Origin of the sequence: Pseudomonas sp. R38(2017) (assembly GCF_002112395.1) — a bacterium.
Classification (GTDB): Bacteria; Pseudomonadota; Gammaproteobacteria; order Pseudomonadales; family Pseudomonadaceae; genus Aquipseudomonas.
The window spans coordinates 485686-504904 of the sequence record NZ_NEHN01000006.1 but is presented as its reverse complement, the minus strand read 5'-3'; the positions used below and the strand labels follow the sequence as shown (position 1 = coordinate 504904).

Annotated in this window: 18 protein-coding genes and 5 tRNA genes; 8 read left to right on the top strand and 15 right to left on the bottom strand. The window is 59.5% G+C overall.

The annotated features are described in order from the left end of the window. Window positions 1-41 precede the first annotated feature (41 nt). The 10 genes from CAF87_RS18230 to gltX all read right to left on the bottom strand — a co-directional run bounded on the left by CAF87_RS18230 (window position 42) and on the right by gltX (window position 5893). The gene (locus tag CAF87_RS18230; RefSeq protein ID WP_085732473.1) at window positions 42-485 is read right to left on the bottom strand and encodes an Hsp20 family protein; all 444 of its coding nucleotides are present in this window, start codon (window positions 483-485) and stop codon (window positions 42-44) included. A 120-nt stretch (window positions 486-605) separates the two neighbouring features. Beyond that, the gene (locus CAF87_RS18225) at window positions 606-1565 is read right to left on the bottom strand and encodes a tRNA-dihydrouridine synthase (RefSeq protein WP_085732472.1); all 960 of its coding nucleotides are present in this window, start codon (window positions 1563-1565) and stop codon (window positions 606-608) included. Window positions 1566-1600: 35 nt separating this feature from the next. After that, window positions 1601-2062, bottom strand: a complete 462-nt coding sequence (locus CAF87_RS18220; RefSeq protein WP_085732471.1) for a thioesterase family protein — start codon at window positions 2060-2062, stop codon at window positions 1601-1603. Window positions 2063-2109: 47 nt separating this feature from the next. Beyond that, window positions 2110-2943 carry an alpha/beta fold hydrolase gene (locus CAF87_RS18215; protein WP_085732470.1) on the bottom strand — a complete coding sequence of 278 codons (834 nt, stop codon included), beginning with the start codon at window positions 2941-2943 and terminating at the stop codon, window positions 2110-2112. Window positions 2944-2973: 30 nt separating this feature from the next. Beyond that, window positions 2974-3513, bottom strand: a complete 540-nt coding sequence (locus CAF87_RS18210; protein WP_085732469.1) for a TetR/AcrR family transcriptional regulator — start codon at window positions 3511-3513, stop codon at window positions 2974-2976. A 182-nt stretch (window positions 3514-3695) separates the two neighbouring features. Continuing rightward, a tRNA-Glu gene (locus CAF87_RS18205) sits at window positions 3696-3771 on the bottom strand. A 78-nt stretch (window positions 3772-3849) separates the two neighbouring features. Beyond that, window positions 3850-3925 (bottom strand) — tRNA-Ala (locus CAF87_RS18200). 53 nt (window positions 3926-3978) lie between these two features. Then, a tRNA-Glu gene (locus CAF87_RS18195) sits at window positions 3979-4054 on the bottom strand. Between the two features lie 79 nt (window positions 4055-4133). After that, window positions 4134-4209 (bottom strand) — tRNA-Ala (locus tag CAF87_RS18190). Between the two features lie 202 nt (window positions 4210-4411). Next, window positions 4412-5893: a glutamate--tRNA ligase gene (gene gltX, locus CAF87_RS18185; protein ID WP_085732468.1), complete on the bottom strand. Its 1482-nt coding sequence runs from the start codon at window positions 5891-5893 to the stop codon at window positions 4412-4414. Between the two features lie 230 nt (window positions 5894-6123). Here gltX and CAF87_RS18180 point away from each other — a divergent pair, with 230 nt between their 5' ends. Together CAF87_RS18180 and CAF87_RS18175 are read left to right on the top strand one after the other, a co-directional pair. Then, a complete protein-coding gene (locus CAF87_RS18180; protein WP_085732467.1) occupies window positions 6124-7173 on the top strand; it encodes an HlyD family secretion protein in 1050 nt (349 codons plus the stop codon). Window positions 7174-7222: 49 nt separating this feature from the next. Continuing rightward, a complete protein-coding gene (locus tag CAF87_RS18175) occupies window positions 7223-8713 on the top strand; it encodes an MDR family MFS transporter (RefSeq protein ID WP_170929632.1) in 1491 nt (496 codons plus the stop codon). 6 nt (window positions 8714-8719) lie between these two features. Here CAF87_RS18175 and uvrB read toward each other — a convergent pair whose 3' ends face one another. Next, window positions 8720-10735, bottom strand: coding sequence for an excinuclease ABC subunit UvrB (uvrB, locus tag CAF87_RS18170; protein WP_085732465.1), 2016 nt, complete (start codon window positions 10733-10735; stop codon window positions 8720-8722). Window positions 10736-11071: 336 nt separating this feature from the next. On the opposite strand from uvrB, the gene CAF87_RS18165 reads away from it, so the two are divergent. From CAF87_RS18165 to CAF87_RS18155, 3 genes are all read left to right on the top strand, one after another. Continuing rightward, entirely contained in the window at window positions 11072-12268 is a 1197-nt protein-coding gene (locus CAF87_RS18165) for an amino acid aminotransferase (protein ID WP_085711985.1), read from the top strand. A gap of 111 nt (window positions 12269-12379) precedes the next feature. Further along, window positions 12380-12580: a hypothetical protein gene (locus tag CAF87_RS18160; protein ID WP_065257405.1), complete on the top strand. Its 201-nt coding sequence runs from the start codon at window positions 12380-12382 to the stop codon at window positions 12578-12580. A gap of 70 nt (window positions 12581-12650) precedes the next feature. After that, a tRNA-Asn gene (locus tag CAF87_RS18155) sits at window positions 12651-12726 on the top strand. A 124-nt stretch (window positions 12727-12850) separates the two neighbouring features. Here the strand turns inward: CAF87_RS18155 and CAF87_RS18150 are convergent. After that, window positions 12851-14371 (bottom strand): nucleobase:cation symporter-2 family protein, encoded by a 1521-nt coding sequence (locus tag CAF87_RS18150; RefSeq protein ID WP_085700168.1) that lies wholly within the window; start codon window positions 14369-14371, stop codon window positions 12851-12853. Window positions 14372-14626: 255 nt separating this feature from the next. Here CAF87_RS18150 and CAF87_RS18145 point away from each other — a divergent pair, with 255 nt between their 5' ends. Together CAF87_RS18145 and CAF87_RS18140 are read left to right on the top strand one after the other, a co-directional pair. Next, window positions 14627-14911, top strand: coding sequence for a BrnT family toxin (locus tag CAF87_RS18145; RefSeq protein WP_085732464.1), 285 nt, complete (start codon window positions 14627-14629; stop codon window positions 14909-14911). Window positions 14912-14914: 3 nt separating this feature from the next. Next, window positions 14915-15244, top strand: a complete 330-nt coding sequence (locus tag CAF87_RS18140; protein ID WP_085732463.1) for a BrnA antitoxin family protein — start codon at window positions 14915-14917, stop codon at window positions 15242-15244. Between the two features lie 3 nt (window positions 15245-15247). Here CAF87_RS18140 and CAF87_RS18135 read toward each other — a convergent pair whose 3' ends face one another. Beyond that, the gene (locus CAF87_RS18135) at window positions 15248-16075 is read right to left on the bottom strand and encodes an arylamine N-acetyltransferase (RefSeq protein ID WP_085732462.1); all 828 of its coding nucleotides are present in this window, start codon (window positions 16073-16075) and stop codon (window positions 15248-15250) included. 101 nt (window positions 16076-16176) lie between these two features. Next, window positions 16177-16971, bottom strand: a complete 795-nt coding sequence (gene xth, locus CAF87_RS18130) for an exodeoxyribonuclease III (RefSeq protein ID WP_085732461.1) — start codon at window positions 16969-16971, stop codon at window positions 16177-16179. 118 nt (window positions 16972-17089) lie between these two features. On the opposite strand from xth, the gene CAF87_RS18125 reads away from it, so the two are divergent. Next, a complete protein-coding gene (locus CAF87_RS18125) occupies window positions 17090-17677 on the top strand; it encodes a GNAT family N-acetyltransferase (protein WP_085732460.1) in 588 nt (195 codons plus the stop codon). Between the two features lie 6 nt (window positions 17678-17683). Here CAF87_RS18125 and CAF87_RS18120 read toward each other — a convergent pair whose 3' ends face one another. Next, a complete protein-coding gene (locus CAF87_RS18120; RefSeq protein ID WP_085732459.1) occupies window positions 17684-19126 on the bottom strand; it encodes a mechanosensitive ion channel family protein in 1443 nt (480 codons plus the stop codon). Between the last annotated feature and the right edge of the window lie 93 nt (window positions 19127-19219).

The window sequence follows — 19219 nt, the reverse complement described above, 5'->3', positions numbered from 1 at the left end:
ACAAAAAAGGGCGCCTTTCGGCGCCCTTCTTCCCGGTCGGCTTATTGCAGGACCGGCTTCTCCACCCCGTTGATCGGGATGCGCTTGGCTTTCGCCTCTTCCGGGATCACTCGCAGCAGGTCAATGCTCAACAGACCGTTACGCAGGTCGGCAGCCTTGATCTCGATGTGATCGGCCAGACGGAAGGACAGCTTGAATGCACGCTGGGCAATGCCCTGGTGCAGGAAAGTGACGCCTTCGTTCGCGTCACGCTTGCCGCCACTGATGGTCAGCACGCCTTTCTCGACTTGCAGTTCCAGGTCTTCTTCCTGGAAACCGGCCGCCGCTACGACGATGCGATATTGATCGTCACCGTGTTTTTCGACGTTGTAAGGCGGATAGCTGCTGCCTGGCTCGTTGCGCAGGGCAGTTTCGAACAGGTCGTTGAAACGGTCGAAACCTACCGAGGAACGGAACAGTGGAGCGAGGGAAAATGCAGTACTCATGGTTCAAATCTCCTGAAAACAATCAGCAAGTTTTTTTGTCTCCGCGACCCGAATTCGGCATCGCGTAACCCTTAGATAGGGACCTGCGTTTTGTTTTCAAGAGATTATTTGAAGATTTTTTCAGGCGGCCTCGGCGACCGGCAAACCCAGCAAGCGCGAGACCTGATCCGGCTCGGTTTCGCGGCGAAGCACGGTAAACAGCTCGGTGGCCTCGGGATAATTGCGGGTCAGCATCGCCAGCCATTGCTTCAAACGGCCCGGCGATTGGCGCGCAGTCATCTGCGCTTTGGCTTGCAGCCAGAAGTCCTGGATCAGCGGCATCAGCTCGGTCCAGGTCATCTCGACGACTTCCTCGCCGGCACGGGCGGCAGCGATCTGTTTGGCCAGATCGGGACGCGAAACCAGGCCTCGACCGAGCATGATGTCCTCGACGCCGCTGATTTCCCGGCAACGGCGCCAGTCTTCGACGCTCCAGATGTCTCCGTTGGCGAACACTGGCACCTTGACCACGTCCTGCACCCGCGGAATCCACTCCCAGTGGGCCGGCGGCTTGTAGCCGTCCATCTTGGTTCGGGCGTGAACCACGATGTGCTCGGCGCCGCCCTCGGCCAGCGCCGTGGCGCACACCAACGAGCCGTCCGGGCTGTCGAAACCCAGGCGCATCTTGGCGGTGACAGGAATGTGCGCCGGCACCGCACGTCGCACGTGCTCGACGATCTGGTTGAGCAGTTCCGGCTCCTTGAGCAGTACCGCGCCGCCACGGGACTTGTTGACCGTTTTCGCAGGGCAGCCGAAGTTCAGATCGATCACTTCAGAACCCAGTTCGCAAGCCAGCGCAGCGTTTTCCGCCAGGCACACCGGGTCGGAACCGAGCAACTGCACACGCAATGGCACGCCGGAAGCGGTGCGAGCACCGTTGAGCAGTTCAGGGCCGAACTTGTGGAAATAAGCCGGGGTCAGCAACTGATCGTTGACCCGGATGAACTCGGTCACGCACCAGTCAATACCGCCGACACGGGTCAGGACATCGCGCAGGATGTCGTCGACCAACCCTTCCATCGGCGCCAGAGCAATTTGCATGGGAAACACACACTCAAGGAAAAACGTGCGGCAGTTTACTGGGTTTCGCGGGTTAAACCCATGTCCGCTGTCTGGATGGCCGGGCCGTAGCCTTCGATGAACTCGGCGGGCATGCGCTTGGGCCTGCCGGTGGACAACTCGATGCAGACGAAGGTGGTCTGGGCGCGCAATAGCGTGGTGTTATCGCTGGGGCGAATCAGCTGGAAGTGACGAGTCATTTTCAGTCGCTGATCCCAATCGACGATCCAGGTCGCCAGTTGCAGTTCGTCGCCTTCGTAGGCGGCGGCCAGATAGTCGATTTCGTGCCGCACTACCGCCATCGCCCGGTCCAGACGACGGTACTCGACCAGATCCAGGCCCAGCCGCTGCGAGTGACGCCAGGCGCAACGTTCGAGCCAGGACACGTACACTGCGTTGTTCGCGTGCCCCAGCCCGTCGATGTCCTCGGCGCCCACTTGCAGATCAATGGTAAACGGCGTTGCCCGATCCCAGCCCATGCCCTACTCCCGGTCAAATGATTCAACCGGGGCAGTGTAACGGATGACTACGCCGATTGCCGCGCCTGAAGACTGCGACCGGCCAGCAGTGATAACACGCCATCAATCACCCGAGGGTCGGCCAGCACGCGCTGGTGGCCGCCGGCTTCCAGGCGCAGCAATCGGCTGTCGAACCAGGATTCGTGGATCAGTTGGGATTCCTTGACCGAGACGAACGTGTCGTCCTCGGCGTGCACGATCAGACCTGGCATATCCAGTTGATAGTGAGCGACATCGAGGGTCGCGGCGCGCATGCCGACGTCCTGTTCGACTTGCCGAATGAAGGCAGAACGAGCTCTTGGCGGCATCCCGACGTAGCGGGCAAATCCGCGCAACACGCCCAGAATGCGAGCCGGTGCGGCAATACTGACCAGGGTTTCGGTGCGCAGCCCCAACTGCACCGCGAGCATGGCACTGGCACCACCCATGGAGTGGCCGATGACCGCTTGCAGTGGTGGCAACTCAGCAGCGGCTTCGAGCATGGCGCGGGCAAACAGTACGACGTTGGCTTCGCGCCCTGGCGAACGACCGTGGGCCGGACCGTCAAGAGCAACAACGGTGTAACCGGATTCGACCAGCGCCGTGATCAGCGCGGCAAACTGGGTTGGTCGTCCCTCCCAACCGTGCATCAGCAGAACCGTTGGGCCTTGCCCCCAGCGCAGCGCAGAGAGGCCGAAACGCAAAGTGATCCGCTCGGATTTCGCCAGCAGCGGCAATTCCCAATCCCGTGGCGCATTGGCGCGAGGGGTCATGAATGCCAGTCGCATTTTGCTTGCCACCAGTTTCGGTGCAAACCAGCCCAAGGTGCCATTAACGCCACGAACCCACTTCAACGTGCTCATCGCTCTCTCCTCGGGCTTGTAGCCTTCAGGTCAACGCACCGCCGACTTGGCAGCGCGCAGCAATCGATCAGATAAATCTCCAGGGCCCAACGCCCTCGCGAGCGCCAGACCACCCACCATCAAGGCCACATCGGCCAACGCTTTATCGGTGTCTTCCGGCGTTGCGGCCAACTGCGCAATCATCAATTCCAAGTGTTCGCTCAATGCGATCCGGAACGCTTCTGGCAGACGCCCCAGCTCACCAATGGAGGCCGGAATCGGGCAGGCCGAATCGCTGGAATCGCGATGCTTGCGCGACAGGTAGAAAGCGGCCACCAGGGCGCGGCGCTCTTCACCGGTCAGTTCGCTGTCCATGTCGGCAATCAGTTCGCGACGGCGACCGAGCAATTGCTTGAACGCCTCAAGCATCATGGCGTCCTTGCTTTCGAAGTGCGCGTAGAAGCCACCGACGGTCAGGCCGGCCGCACCCATCACTTCCCCCACGCTCGGTTCAGCCGGGCCGCGCTGGATCAGTGCAGCGCTGGCGGCCTTGAGAATGCGTTCGCGGGTTTGAGCTTTCTTGTCGTTCATCGTCGCCTCCGAATATTACGATAGCAATATTATTCTCATAATAATATTCCGCAAGTCACGCGCGTGACCGCTGGTCTGAAGCACAGTGTTAAGGAAAAAGAGGATTTGGCCAAACGCCAGACAAACAAAAGGGCCATTCAATAATTGAATGACCCTTATAAATCCCGCAGAGCGGGTAATCGTGGCGTCCCCTAGGGGACTCGAACCCCTGTTACCGCCGTGAAAGGGCGGTGTCCTAGGCCACTAGACGAAGGGGACACAAACCTTCTGTACAACTGATCAGTGCTGAGACCTGATCGATTCAAGGCCGGTGTGGCCAGACCTTGAACTGTAAATTGGTGGAGCTAAGCGGGATCGAACCGCTGACCTCCTGCATGCCATGCAGGCGCTCTCCCAGCTGAGCTATAGCCCCGGATTTTTCGCCTCACGGCGGAGCGACATCTTGCAACATCGCTTCTGTAAAACTGGCGTCCCCTAGGGGACTCGAACCCCTGTTACCGCCGTGAAAGGGCGGTGTCCTAGGCCACTAGACGAAGGGGACGCAAACCCTTCTATACAGCTGATCAACGCTGAGTGTTGATCGCTTCGAAACCGGTGTGGCCAGGCTTCGAAGTGTAAATTGGTGGAGCTAGACGGGATCGAACCGTCGACCTCTTGCATGCCATGCAAGCGCTCTCCCAGCTGAGCTATAGCCCCTCATCGTTGATGTCATCGCTGAGGACGGGGCGAATCTTAAGGGCGTATCGAAAGCCTGTCAAACTTATTTTTGAAAAATTTCAAAATTTTTTGTCGGCATAACAATCACTTACCGCCCTCCCCCCGTAAATTCGGGGGAAAACGCCGCAGGACGGGATCAAAAAATCCTGACCTGCGGCGCGTCCTGCAGACTCAAACGCAATCAGGCAATAGCGCCCAACAGCTTTTCCCACTCTTTGTTTTCTTTCTTCGACACGCCGCCCAGCAGGTCAAGCGCCTGGCGCAGACGGAAACGGGTCAGGTCCGGCCCGAGGATCTCCATTGCATCGAGCACCGACACCGAACTCGCCTGACCGGTGATTGCCGCGAACATCAGCGGCATCGCATCACGCAGCTTCAGCTCGAGGGATTCCACCACTGCCTGAATCGTCGCAGTGATGCTGTCCTTCTCCCACTGGCGCAGGCTTTCCAGTTTCCACAGGATCAACTGCATCAGTTGACGAACCTGATCACCCGAGAGCTTTTTCGACTCGAACAGCTTGGCATCCGGATTCACGCCACCGGCGAAGAAGAATCCGGCCAGCGGTGCAACCTGGCTGAAAGTTTCGACACGGCCCTGAACGTGCGGCGCGATCTTCATCATGTATTCAGAATTGAACGCCCACTTCTGTATGCGAGCGGCGAACTCTTCGACCGGCAGATCACGCAACCACTGACCGTTGAGCCACGACAGCTTCTCGATGTCGAAAATCGGCCCGCCCAGCGACACGCGCTTGAGGTCGAAGTTGTCGACCATTTCCTGCAGCGAGAACTTCTCGCGCTCGTCCGGCATCGACCAGCCCATGCGGCCCAAGTAGTTGAGCATCGCTTCAGGCATGAAGCCCATGCGCTCGTAGAACGTCACCGAGGTCGGGTTCTTGCGCTTGGACAACTTGCTCTTGTCCGGGTTACGCAGCAGCGGCATGTAACACAGCTCCGGTTGTTCCCAGCCGAAGTATTCGTAAAGCAGGATCAGTTTCGGCGCCGATGGCAGCCATTCTTCACCGCGCAGCACGTGAGTGATGCCCATCAGGTGATCGTCGACCACGTTGGCCAGGAAGTACGTCGGCAGGCCGTCGGTCTTCATCAGCACCTGCATATCCATGCGATCCCACGGGATCTCGACATCGCCACGCAGCATGTCCGGCACCACGCAGACGCCTTCGGTCGGCACTTTCATGCGGATCACGTGCGGCTCGCCGGCAGCCAGGCGACGGGCGACTTCTTCCTTGGACAGCAACAATGCACGGCCGTCGTAACGCGGGGTTTCGCCACGAGCCATTTGCTCGGCGCGCATCTGGTCCAGTTCTTCAGCGGTGCAGAAGCACGGAAAGGCGTGGCCCATGTCGACCAGTTGCTGGCAGTACTTCTGGTAGATATCGCCGCGCTCGCTCTGACGGTAAGGACCGTGCGGGCCGCCGACGTCCGGGCCTTCGCTCCAGTCGATGCCGAGCCAGCGCAGAGCGTCGAAAATCTGCTGTTCGGACTCGCGGGTCGAACGCAACTGATCGGTGTCTTCAATGCGCAGGATGAACTCACCGCCGTGCTGCTTGGCAAAGCAGTAGTTGAACAATGCGATGTAGGCGGTACCTACGTGGGGATCCCCGGTAGGCGATGGCGCGATGCGAGTGCGGACGGTGGTCATGGCATGTCTCGAAAAGAATGAAAAGCAAAGAACAATCAAGCGGCGAATGGTAACAGGCGACACCCGCCCCGCTCCAGCGGGCAGGGCATTTAAGCCAATTTTGCGTCTGTAACGCCCGTAGGCCGTGGCGAATGGCTGAATATCAGCAGACGGCATTTACCGTTCATCGGCTGTATGCCAGATTCGCCTGCAGATAACTTTCCTTACAATTCCTCGACTACAGTTTGCCCATGCCTGCCCAACTCAAGCGTCGCCTGCTCATTTTCCTGCTGCTCGTCCTGCTGATTGCCGGGGGCTTTTTCGCTCATTGGTTTTTCAAAGGACGCTTTTATGAAAGCACCGACAACGCCTATGTCCAAGGTGAAATCACCCGCGTGTCGAGTCAGTTGAGCGCGCGCATCGACGAAGTCCTGGTGCAGGACAACCAGCACGTGGAAAAAGGCCAGTTGCTGGTCCGTCTCGAAGGTGACGACTTCCGCCTCGCCGTCGATCGCGCCAATGCCGCCCTCGCCACCCGTGAAGCCGAGCGCCTGCAGGCCCAGAGCAAACTGACCCAACAAGCCAGCCTGATCGCCGCCAGCGAAGCACAAGTGGCAACTACGCAAGCCACACTGGGTCGTTCGCAAATTGACCTGTCCCGCGCAGAAGCCCTGCGCAAACCCGGTTTCGTTTCCGAGGAGCGGGTCACCACCCTCTCCGCCGACAACCACATCGCCCGCTCGCAAGTGGCCAAGGCCCAGGCCGATGCGCAAAGTCAGCGCCAGCAGGTCAGCGCACTGAATGCCGAGATCAAGCGCCTCGACGCACAGATCGCCAACGCCCGCGCCGACCTCGCCCAGGCCGAACTGAACTTGACCCGCAGCGAAATCCACGCACCGATCAGCGGCCTCGTCGGCCAACGCGCCGCACGCAATGGCCAGATTGTTCAGGCCGGCGCGTATCTGCTGTCGATCGTCCCGGACGAAGACATCTGGGTGCAGGCCAACTTCAAGGAAACCCAGATCGGCCACATGCAACCGGGGCAGAAGGCCGAACTGGTCTTCGATGCCTATGGCGATACGCCGATCGAAGCCAGGGTCGACAGCCTGTTCGCGGCCTCCGGCGCGCAATTCAGTCTGTTGCCTCCGGACAATGCCACCGGCAACTTCACCAAGGTCGTACAGCGGATTCCGGTCAAGCTGACCTTCAAGGCCGATAACCCGCTGCACGGCAAGATCCGTCCGGGCATGTCGGTCACCGCCACCGTGAATATCAAAGACGCCCCAGACAATGGCCGGTGATCAACTGATCCGCCCGGTCGGCGAGCCGACCCGGCGGGACTGGATCGCGGTGATGAGCGTGATGCTCGGCGCCTTCATGGCGGTGCTCGACATCCAGATCACCAACTCGTCGCTCAAGGACATTCAAGGCGCACTGTCGGCGACCCTGGAAGAGGGCTCGTGGATTTCCACCTCGTACCTGGTGGCGGAAATCATCATGATTCCGCTGACTGCGTGGCTGGTGCAGTTGCTTTCAGCACGGCGCCTGGCGGTGTGGGTGTCGCTGGGGTTTCTGATTTCATCCTTGCTGTGTTCGATGGCCTGGAGCCTCGACAGCATGATCGTGTTCCGCGCCATGCAGGGTTTCACTGGCGGCGCGCTGATTCCGCTGGCCTTCACCCTGACCCTGATCAAACTCCCCGAACACCACCGCGCCAAAGGCATGGCGATGTTCGCCATGACCGCTACTTTCGCCCCCTCCATCGGCCCGACCCTCGGCGGCTGGCTCACGGAAAACTGGGGCTGGGAGTACATCTTCTATATCAACATTCCGCCGGGCCTGATCATGATCGCCGGTCTGATGTACGGCCTGGAGAAGAAAGAAGCCCATTGGGAACTGCTGAAAAGCACCGATTACACCGGCATTCTCACACTGGGTATCGGGCTTGGTTGCTTGCAGGTGTTTCTTGAAGAAGGTCATCGCAAGGACTGGCTGGAATCGAGCCTGATCGTGACGCTGGGTAGCATTGCCCTGCTGAGCCTGATCACCTTCGTCATTGTGCAGATCTCCAAGCCCAACCCGCTGATCAACCTCGGGATCCTGCGCAATCGTAACTTCGGTCTATCGAGCATTTCCAGCCTCGGAATGGGCGTCGGACTGTACGGTTCGATCTATTTGCTGCCGCTGTACCTGGCGCAGATCCAGAATTACAACGCGTTGCAGATCGGTGAAGTGATCATGTGGATGGGCGTGCCCCAGCTTTTCCTGATTCCGCTGGTGCCGAAGCTGATGAAGTTCGTGTCGCCCAAATGGCTATGCACACTGGGCTTTGGCCTGTTCGGATTGGCGAGTTTTTCATCCGGCGTGCTCAACCCGGACTTTGCCGGGCCGCAGTTCAATCAGATCCAGATCATCCGCGCCCTCGGCCAGCCGCTGATCATGGTGACCATTTCGCTGATCGCCACGGCTTACATCCTGCCGCAGGACGCGGGCTCGGCATCAAGTCTGTTCAACATTCTGCGCAACCTCGGCGGCGCCATCGGCATCGCCCTGCTCGCGACATTGCTGGATGCTCGCACCAAGACCTATTTCGATTACCTGCGTGAAGCGGTGGTGCCCACCAACCCGCAGGTAGCCGAGCGCCTGGCGTCGATGACCGATCGCTTCGGCAGTGACACGGCGGCGCTGGGGAAATTAAGCGAGATCGTTCATCAGCAGGCGCTGATCATGGCCTACAACGATGCGTTTCGTTTCGTCGGGATTGCGCTGGGGATCAGCATGCTGGCGATCTTGCTGACCAAGAAACTGCCCGCCGGCCTGAAGGCCGGCGAGGCACACTGACTCGACTCAGACTGCCAAAAGCCGCTCGCGCAGCTTGGCGATCTCGTCGCGCATCTGCGCCGCTGCTTCGAACTCCAGGTCGCGAGCCAACTGGTACATCTTCTCTTCCAGTTGGCGGATGCGCTTGGTGATCTCGCTTGGCGAGCGCAATTCGGCTTCGTACTTGGCGTTTTCTTCGGCGGCCTTGGCCATGCCTTTGCGCTTCTTGCTACGCGAGCCAGGCACAGTGGCGCCTTCCATGATGTCGGCGACGTCCTTGAACACGCCCTTCGGCGTGATGCCGTTGGCCAGGTTGAAGGCGATCTGCTTGTCGCGACGCCGCTCGGTTTCGCCGATAGCGCGCTCCATCGAACCGGTCATGCGATCCGCGTAGAGAATCGCCCGGCCATTGAGGTTACGTGCCGCACGCCCGATGGTCTGGATCAGCGAACGCTCGGAACGCAGGAAGCCTTCCTTGTCCGCATCGAGGATCGCCACCAGCGAGACTTCCGGCATGTCCAGGCCTTCACGCAGCAGGTTGATCCCCACCAGCACGTCGAAGGTGCCCAGGCGCAGGTCGCGGATGATTTCGACCCGCTCGACGGTATCGATGTCCGAGTGCAGATAACGCACACGAATGCCGTGGTCGGCCAGGTAATCGGTCAGGTCTTCTGCCATGCGCTTGGTCAGCGTGGTGACTAGCACCCGCTCCTCCAGCGCTACCCGCTTGGTGATTTCCGACAAAAGATCGTCGACCTGAGTCAGCGCCGGTCGTACTTCAACCTGCGGATCGACCAGACCGGTCGGGCGCACCACTTGCTCGATCACCCGACCGGCGTGCTCGGCTTCGTAGTTGCCGGGCGTGGCCGAAACGAAGATCGTCTGCGGGCTCACCCCTTCCCACTCGTCGAAACGCATCGGCCGGTTATCCAGCGCCGATGGCAGGCGGAAACCGTATTCCACCAGTGTTTCCTTACGTGAACGGTCGCCCTTATACATCGCGCCGACCTGCGGCACGCTGACATGGGATTCGTCGATCACCAGCAACGCGTCGGCCGGCAGGTAATCGTAGAGGGTCGGCGGCGGCGCGCCAGCCGGACGGCCCGACAGGTAGCGCGAGTAGTTCTCGATGCCGTTGCAGTAGCCGAGTTCGAGGATCATCTCCAGATCGAACCGGGTGCGCTGCTCCAGCCGCTGGGCTTCCACCAGTTTGTTGTTGTTGCGCAGGTATTCCAGGCGCTCCTGCAACTCGACCTTGATCCCCTCGATGGCGTCGAGCAGGGTTTCCCGGGGCGTCACATAGTGGCTCTTCGGGTAGAAGGTGAAGCGCGGCAGCTTGCGGATGACCTCGCCGGTGAGCGGGTCGAACGCGGAAATGCTCTCCACTTCGTCATCAAACAGCTCGATGCGGATCGCCTCAAGATCAGATTCGGCCGGATAGATGTCGATCACGTCGCCGCGTACCCGAAACGTCGCCCGGGCAAAATCCATGTCATTGCGGGTGTATTGCAGGTCGGCCAGACGCCGCACCAACGCACGCTGATCGAGCTTGTCGCCACGATCGACGTGCAACACCATTTTCAAATAGGTTTCCGGGCTGCCCAGACCGTAAATGCACGACACGGTCGTAACGATGATTGCATCCTTGCGCTCCAGCAAGGCCTTGGTCGCCGACAGACGCATCTGCTCGATGTGGTCGTTGATCGACGCATCCTTCTCGATGAAGGTGTCGGAAGACGGCACATAGGCTTCGGGCTGGTAGTAGTCGTAGTAGGAAACGAAGTATTCGACGGCATTGTTCGGGAAGAACGACTTGAACTCGCCATACAACTGCGCGGCCAGGGTCTTGTTCGGCGCCAGCACCAGGGTCGGACGCTGCACCTGCGCAATCACATTGGCGATGCTGAAGGTCTTGCCCGAACCGGTCACGCCGAGCAACGTCTGGTGCGCCAGCCCGGCTTCAATGCCCTCGACCATCTGGCGAATGGCTTCAGGCTGATCGCCGGCAGGGTCGAATCGGGTGACGAGCTGGAATTCAGACATAAACACCTCTGGAATCGCGACGCTGCGGGCAAACCGCAGCACCACGAGAAAGACCGCAAACGACCGATGTCGCGCAAGGAAAAACGAAGATTGTGCTGAATGTGGAGCCGATTGCCTCGCCTTTCAAGGCAAACGTCCTACATCCGGTAAAGTCTCCGACAAGTCCATTCGACTAACGGTCAAGAAATAATCGGAAAAACTTACCTGAAAACCCGATTCGCCTGTCGCCATTGATCGATGATGGCCTCTATACTAGCTCCCCGTTTGTGCACCGCTCTAGTGCATTCGGCTGGAGCGCCACACGTCCCTCCACTCTCCATTAGAGCTGCCGTAAAAATGAGCCTGTTCTCCGCTGTCGAAATGGCACCCCGCGATCCAATCCTGGGCCTCAACGAAGCATTCAACGCCGATACCCGGACCAATAAGGTCAACCTCGGGGTGGGTGTGTACTGCAACGAAGAGGGGCGAATTCCACTCCTGCGCGCCGTCATCGAAGCCGAAACCATTCGCGCCGCCCAGCACGCTTCCCGCGGCTACCTGCCGATCGACGGAATCGCGGCCTACGACCAGGCCGTGCAAAAGCTGCTGTTCGGCAATGATTCGCCACTGCTGGCGGCTGGCCGCGTTGTCACCACTCAGGCGGTCGGCGGGACCGGCGCACTGAAAATCGGTGCCGACTTCCTCAAGCAACTGCTGCCGAACGCCGTTGTGGCAATCAGCGACCCGAGCTGGGAAAACCACCGCGCGCTGTTCGAAACCGCCGGTTTCCCGGTGCAGAACTACCGTTACTACGACGCCGCCACCCACGACGTGAACCGTGCCGGCCTGCTCGAAGACCTCAACGCCCTGCCGAACGGCTCGATCATCGTGCTGCACGCTTGCTGCCACAACCCGACCGGCGTCGACCTGAGCCCGGCGGACTGGAACAACGTGCTGGAAGCGGTCAAGGCCAAAGGTCACGTGCCGTTCCTCGACATGGCTTACCAGGGTTTCGGTGACGGCATCGCCGAAGACGCCGCTGCCGTGCGTCTGTTCGCCGAATCCGGCCTGACCTTCTTCGTGTCGAGCTCGTTCTCCAAGTCGTTCTCGCTGTACGGCGAGCGCGTCGGCGCCCTGTCGATCGTCAGCGAGTCGAAAGAAGAAAGCGCCCGCGTTCTGTCGCAGGTCAAGCGCGTGATCCGCACCAACTACTCCAACCCGCCAACTCACGGTGCAAGCGTTGTCGCCGCTGTGTTGAACAGCCCGGAACTGCGCGCCCAGTGGGAAGCCGAACTGGCTGAAATGCGCCTGCGCATTCGCGGCATGCGCGAGCAGATGGTTGCTCTGCTGGCGAAGAAAGCCCCGCAGCGTGATTTCAGCTTCGTTGGCCGTCAGCGTGGCATGTTCTCCTACTCCGGCCTGACCACCGAGCAGGTTCACCGCCTGCGCAACGAGTTCGGTATCTACGCCCTGGACACCGGCCGCATCTGCGTCGCCGCGCTGAACCAGAGCAACATCGAAGTCGTGACGGACGCCATCGTTCAGGTCATCTGATCTGACGCTGCACTGAAAACGGGAAACCTTCGGGCTTCCCGTTTTTATTTGTCTGAAGAAAAGCTGCAACACCCTCTAGACTGCACACAGACGATAATTCAGAGAACCGACATGAAAAACGATGACCTGCGCGCCGACCGCGATGAGCTGGACTACTATCCACCCCGCACCTCGGGCAAACGCGAAAAGAGCCTGGTACTGCAAGTGGCGGCCGGCGTGTTTCTCGGTGGACTGGCCCTTTGGCTGGTGCAACTGGCGGCCACGGCGCTGTACGCCAAACTGCTGATGGGCACCTTCACATTCGGTGGCTGAAAGCCGCTCAGCAAAAAAACATCCGGCAAAGCTTGACTAGTCTTTTTAAATCAGTAACATACGCACCAATTCCGCAATAGCTCAGTTGGTAGAGCAAGTGACTGTTAATCACTGGGTCCCTGGTTCGAGTCCAGGTTGTGGAGCCAAATACAGAGCCCCTGAATCGAAAGATTCAGGGGCTTTTTTTGTGGGCGTTGAAAAAGTACGCGCCATAAAAAGGGCCGATCAGTTTCCCGACTGATCGGCCCTTTTCTGTTTCAAAAACAGCGATCAGACGTGCTCGCTGCTCTTGGCATGTACCTTTGGTGCGCCATGACCGTGATCCGAATCCGGATCGATCACCGGCACTTCATTGCCATCGCAGTCATGCAGCTTGCCATCGCTGAAGTAGTCGCCTTCACGCAGCGCCGCCAGATCCCGATAACGCAGGGTCCGCTCTTCCGCCGCCGCGAACACCGATTGCTGATCCGAGTTACCCGCCGTGAAGTGGTTGAACGCCAGGTTCAGCAGGATCGCCATGATCGCCGACGAGCTGATGCCCGAATGGAAAATGGTCGCGAACCAGCTCGGGAAGTGATCGTAGAAGTTCGGCGCGGCAATCGGAATCATACCGAAGCCGATCGAGGTGGCGACGATGATCAGGTTGACGTTGTTGCGGTAATCAACCTTGGACAGCGTGCGAATGCCGCTCGCCGCCACGGTGCCGAACAGTACGATACCGGCGCCGCCGAGCACCGAAGTCGGTACTGCCGCGATGACCCGGCCCATGAACGGCAGCAGGCCGAGGATCACCAGGAAGATACCGCCGGTGGCCACCACATAACGGCTCTTGATCCCGGTCACCGCCACCAGCCCGACGTTCTGGGCGAAGGCGCTCTGGGTGAACGAGCCGAAGATCGGCGCAAACATGCTCGACAGCATGTCCGCCCGCAGACCATTGCCCAGACGCTTGGAGTCGACCTTGGTGCCGATGATTTCACCGACCGCCAGGATGTCCGCCGAGGTTTCCACCAGGGTCACCATGACCACGATGCACATCGACAGGATTGCAGCGAAGTGGAAGGTTGGCATGCCGAAATGGAACGGTGTCGGGAAGCCGAACATCGGGCCCTGGGTGACGTTGGAGAAGTCCGCCATGCCGAGGAACACCGCCAGCACCGTGCCGATCACCATGGCCAACAGGATCGACAGACGCGAGATGGTTGAGCTGCCGACTTTGCTCAGCAGCAACACCAACACCAGCGTGACCGCCGCCAGACCAATGTTCTGCATGCTGCCGAAGTCAGGCGCGTGACTGTTGCCGCCCATGGCCCAGCGTGCAGCCACCGGCATCAGCGTCAGACCGATGGTGGTGATCACGATGCCCGTGACCAGCGGCGGGAAAAACTTGGTGATTCGTGAAAACACCGGCGTGATCAGCAAGCCAATCAGCGACGCCGCGATCACCGCGCCAAGTACCGACTGAAAGCCGCCCTCCCCACCGCTGCTGACAATCGCCACCATCGTGGCAACACCGGAGAACGACACGCCCTGCACCAGCGGTAACTGACATCCGAAAAACGGTAGACCCAGGGTTTGCAGCAACGTGGCCAGCCCCCCCGCAAACAATGAAGCAGCAATCAACAGACCAATGTCCGCGGGCGAAAGCCCGGCGGCCTGACCGATGATCAATGGCACCGCGACGATACCGCCATACATGGTCAGAACGTGTTGCAGGCCGTAAGCCATATTCGCGCCGACCCCGAGATTCTCGTCCTCGGGCCGTTGGTGTGAAACATGGGGCGTTTTCATGGTGGGGGAGTTCCCTGGTTTTTGTTATGCGCACACTGTATGCAAGAGTCAGGACAAATGTCCATAGACTTGTATACAACTTATCAGTCACATAATGGTTAGCTAGCCACCCAACCTTCTATCTCGCTGCTTTAGTCCCCCACAAATCCGGCAACACATCGTTGACTGCCCCCCCTTTTTATCCACCTAGGCTGAAGTGTTCATGGCGACCGACGGCGCGGTCGCACTCTTTTTTATACATATAAAGTATGCATAATGAAGTCATTCAAGATTCAGTTCGACAAAAGCAAGAATGCTGCCAACAAACTCAAGCACAGAGGGATCAGCCTCGCCGAGGCTGAACCGGTCTTCTACGACGACCGAGCACTGACGATTGAAGACAACGACCATGACGAGCAACGCTGGATCACACTCGGCAACGACGGCAAAGGACGTTTGCTGGTTGTTGCGTACAGTTACCGCGAACCGAATTTCGTTCGAATCATTTCCGCACGTGTCGCTACACCGAGCGAACGTCGCAAATATCTTCTGGAGGCTTGACCTATGAAAGACGAATACGACTTCTCTCAGGGAAAACGCGGCGCATTGGCGTCCAACAAGGGTAAGACGCGCATCACCATCATGCTTGATGATGCAGTCATCGAGGCCGCACGTACGGTCGCCGAAGAGGAAGGGTTTGGTTATCAGACGGTAATCAACAACACCCTGCGCCACGCATTACTTAACAGCCGTGGCGCCACCGATGAACTCGAGCACTCCAGCGGGCAATTCAAGCAAGGAATCACCGCCACCGACCTCAAAAGTCTTGAGAAAAAACTGTCGGCAGCAGTGAACGAGATCCGCCGGGTGCTGGAGCCGGAGGCAAAACCTTAGACTTCAAACCGGTTGAATCAAGCGCGCCAGCGCCAGACGCGCACCGGGCTGGTGCGGCAAGCGCAGGCCGAACTCCCTTTCCAGCAGTTCGATCAGTTCATCGATATCCGTTACCTCACGCCGCTCGCTCTCGGCGCCCATGCGGTGGATCGCGAAACTGCCGTTGTTCAACGTGCGCCGCCAGCCGTCGCCGGTACGCGCGACCATCAGGCGCTGAGCGAACGGTGAATCCGGATGAGTCGAGACGTACCAGTTGCCGAGGGTGTAATCGATGTCTTCCTGGCGTTGCAGGTCGAACAGGTACATCGGCCGCCATTCGCCAGCGACCCTGGCCCGCAACATGTAGCCATCGGCCTGCACTTCGATGCGATAAGGCTCGTGGGGTGTGGACTGCTCGGCCTCGGTATCCAGAATCAGCGGAGCAGTCGGGACCATGCCGCCAAAACCCACGTCGGTGATGTACCGCACGCCGTCCAGGGTCACCAGACTCAAACGGTGAGTCCGTGCCGTCCAGCTGCCTTCGGGCTGATTCATGACCACACGGCCGCTGATGCCTCGTGCATCGAACCCCAGCTCCAGCAACAAGGCCAGAAACAGATTGTTGAGTTCGTAGCAGTAACCGCCACGGGCATCCTCCAGAACCTTGCGCTGTATTGACGGCAGATCGATCAGTACAGGTTCGCCGCTGAGCGTCGAAAGATTCTCGAAGGGAAATGCCCCGGTATGGCGCAACTGCAACAGGCGCAGCGTTTCGAGGGTCGGTGCCGGGGGCGTGTCGAATCCCAACCGTTGCAGATACTGTTCCAGATTCGTCAGGCGTGGCTCGCTCATTGCTCGGTCCTTATGCATGGAGACGCGGATCACTCCGCCGATGGTCGCCATGTATACGGGATCAGAGCCCCGGATCGACAATTGAAATAACCAATCGCCTGTCAGCGTTTCTTGCGTGAGCCAATTCGAATCCAGGTCGGCGCATGATCACTGGCATGGGGCTCGTTCCGCACCCAGGCATCGACGCCTGCCTCCAGCAAATAGGGCGTCAATGCCGGATTGAGCAGCAAATGGTCGATGCGCAATCCGGAGTTCTTCTGCCAGTGCTGGCGGAAGTAATCCCAGAACGTGTACAGCCGATCTTCGGGATACAGGTGCCGCAACGAATCCGTCCAGCCCTGATCCAGCAGACGCTGGTAGCACTCTCGGCTTTGCGGTTGCAACAGCGCATCCTTGAGCCACGAGCGGGTGTTGTAGATATCCAGATCAGTGGGCACTACATTGTAATCACCGGCCAGCACCACCGGGTGATCGCTGCTTTGCAAAGCCTGGGCGTAGGTGATCAGGCGCTCGAACCAGGCCAGTTTGTAATCGAACTTCGGCCCCGGTTGCGGATTGCCATTGGGCAGATACAGGCACCCCACCAACACCCCGTGCACCGCCGCTTCGAGATAGCGACTGTGTTTATCGTCAGGATCGCCGGGCAGACCGCGCCGGCTCTCCAGCGGTTGCGCATCGCGGGCAAGAATCGCCACGCCGTTCCATGACGCCTGACCGTGCCAGATGGCACCGTAACCGGCGGCCTCCAGATCGGCGGCAGGAAACGCGCCGTCCACCATTTTGAGTTCCTGTAAACAGACGATGTCCGGCTGCTCGCGCCTGAGCCACTCCAGCAGATTCGGCAGACGGGCACGCAGGCCGTTGACGTTGAACGTGGCAATCCGCATTTTTTTCATCGTCCGTGTTCCTGCTGTTGACCGATAAAAACTGTGACATCAGCCCCCCGCGACGGTTGCGTGGGATCCTTTCCATACGGCGTAATAGGGCCTCGCCTGATCCGTCGAGAATCGCCACATGCACACCACACTGCAAGGCCAGGGCATCGTCCTGCGCCCTCTCCAATACACCGATGCCGACGCCCTGCTCCACGCTGCAGCCGACGGCGAGTTATGGAATCTCACCGTCACCGTGGTGCCCTCCGCCACCACCATCGACAGCTATCTGAAAAAGGCCCTCGACGGGCGTGAGGCCGGCACGGTCATGCCGTTTGCGATCGTGTTGAAAAAGACCGGTGAAGTGATCGGCTCGACTCGCTTCTGGAAGATAGACCCGCTCAATCGCAAACTGGAGATCGGCAGCAGCTGGATCGCGGCACGCTTTCAGAAAACCTTCGTCAACACCGAGGCCAAGTACCTGATGCTGCGCCACGCCTTCGAGGTGCTTGATTGCGTGCGCGTGCAATTCACCACCGACGAAAACAACCAGAAATCACGCCATGCGATCCTGCGCCTGGGCGCACATCAGGAAGGCATCGTGCGACACGAGCGGATCATGCCCGACGGCCGCAAGCGCAACTCGGTGCGCTTCAGCATCATCGATGACGAATGGCCGCAGGTGCGTCAGAACCTCGAACAGAAACTTGCCGGATACAAACACCACTGATCCGATTCAGGCGCGATTGCGCAGCCACTGCAGGAAGCCTCTTTTCGGTGCGGCTACCGGCGTTTCCTGAGTCAGCGCCTGTGCCTTGAGCAGGCGGAAATCGAGCAGCGCCTTCATTGCATCGTTGATGTCATGACGAGCATCCAGGCAAGGCTTGAGATACGACTTCTCGATGCGGTACAGAGCGCAGAACGTCTTGGCGGAAAAGTCGGCCGGCAACGAGGTATCGGAAAGAATCCCGGCCTCGCCGATCACTTCTCCCGGTCCCATGCGCCCTGATTCGAACGGAACGCCGTGCCGGTTCAAAGTCACCGAGACCACACCGGACTCGATGATGAACAGGTGGTCGCTGACCTCGCCGCCCGCCAGAATGATCTCGCCGGCGCGGAAGGTTTGCAGGGCCATGTTCTGGCTGAAGGTCTCTTTCTCTTCCTGGCGCAGGGTCGAGAAGATCGGCGAACTGTCGAGCAGCGCCCGTGGCCGTGAGAGATGGGCCGGGGCGGCGGGTTCATCGCTCGACAACAGATTGACCCCGGACGCCTGCAAGTGTCGGTAAGCCAGATCGAACAACTGATTACGCACTGCACGCTTCTCGCTCATCGAAGCCACGAAGCCGCTGATCTCGTACTCCGCGCCGGCACTGCTCGAGCTCTTCAACGCGACGCTTGGCGCCGGGCTGTCCAGCAACGGGCGACAGCCCTGCATCGCCCGTTCCAGTGCATCGATCACCGAATTCGGCCGAGCATGGGGGCTGACCTGCACGCTGACGGAAACGCCGAACATGTTGCTCGGCCGGCTGAAGTTGATGATCTTGGCCTTGGCCGCCAGCGAGTTGGGAATCACCGCCATGCTGCCCTGAGAAGTCTGCAGGCGTGTGGCGCGCCAATCGATGTCGGTGACCCGCCCTTCGGTGCCATCGATGGAAATCCAGTCATCGAGCTGGTACGGCTTGGTGGTGTTCAAGACAATCCCGGAGAACACGTCGCTCAAGGTGCTCTGCAACGCCAGACCGACGATGATCGCCAAGGCCCCGGACGTGGCCAGCACGCCTTTGACCGGCAGGTCCAGCACATAGGCCAGTGCCGCAATAATGGCGATCAGGAAAATCACCGCGCCGAGCAGATCCTGCAACAACCGTCCGGTGTGTCCGACTCGCTGCATCATCACCGCCCCGATCAACACCGTCAGGGTGCGCGCACCGAACAGCCACCAGCCGATCTGCAACCCGGTCGCCGCCAGATGCAGCGGCACGTTGTCGGCCCACGGCGCTGGTTCCATCGGATTGAGGCCTTCGTTGAACAGCAGCACGCTGAACAGGCTGAAAATCAGCACCCGCACCAGCAGCTTCCATTCGCTGCCCCGGGAGCTGATCAGGCGCCACAGGCCCAGGTCGAGCAGGATCAGGATCAACGCGCAGAACAACGGATGTTCAGTCAGCAAAGACAGCATCAAACAACTCCGACAGAGGTCAATCGCGAGAAGATCGCACAGATTGGGCTTAGTGTAGGAGCAATTGATTTGGCGGGATAAGGGCGATTGAAT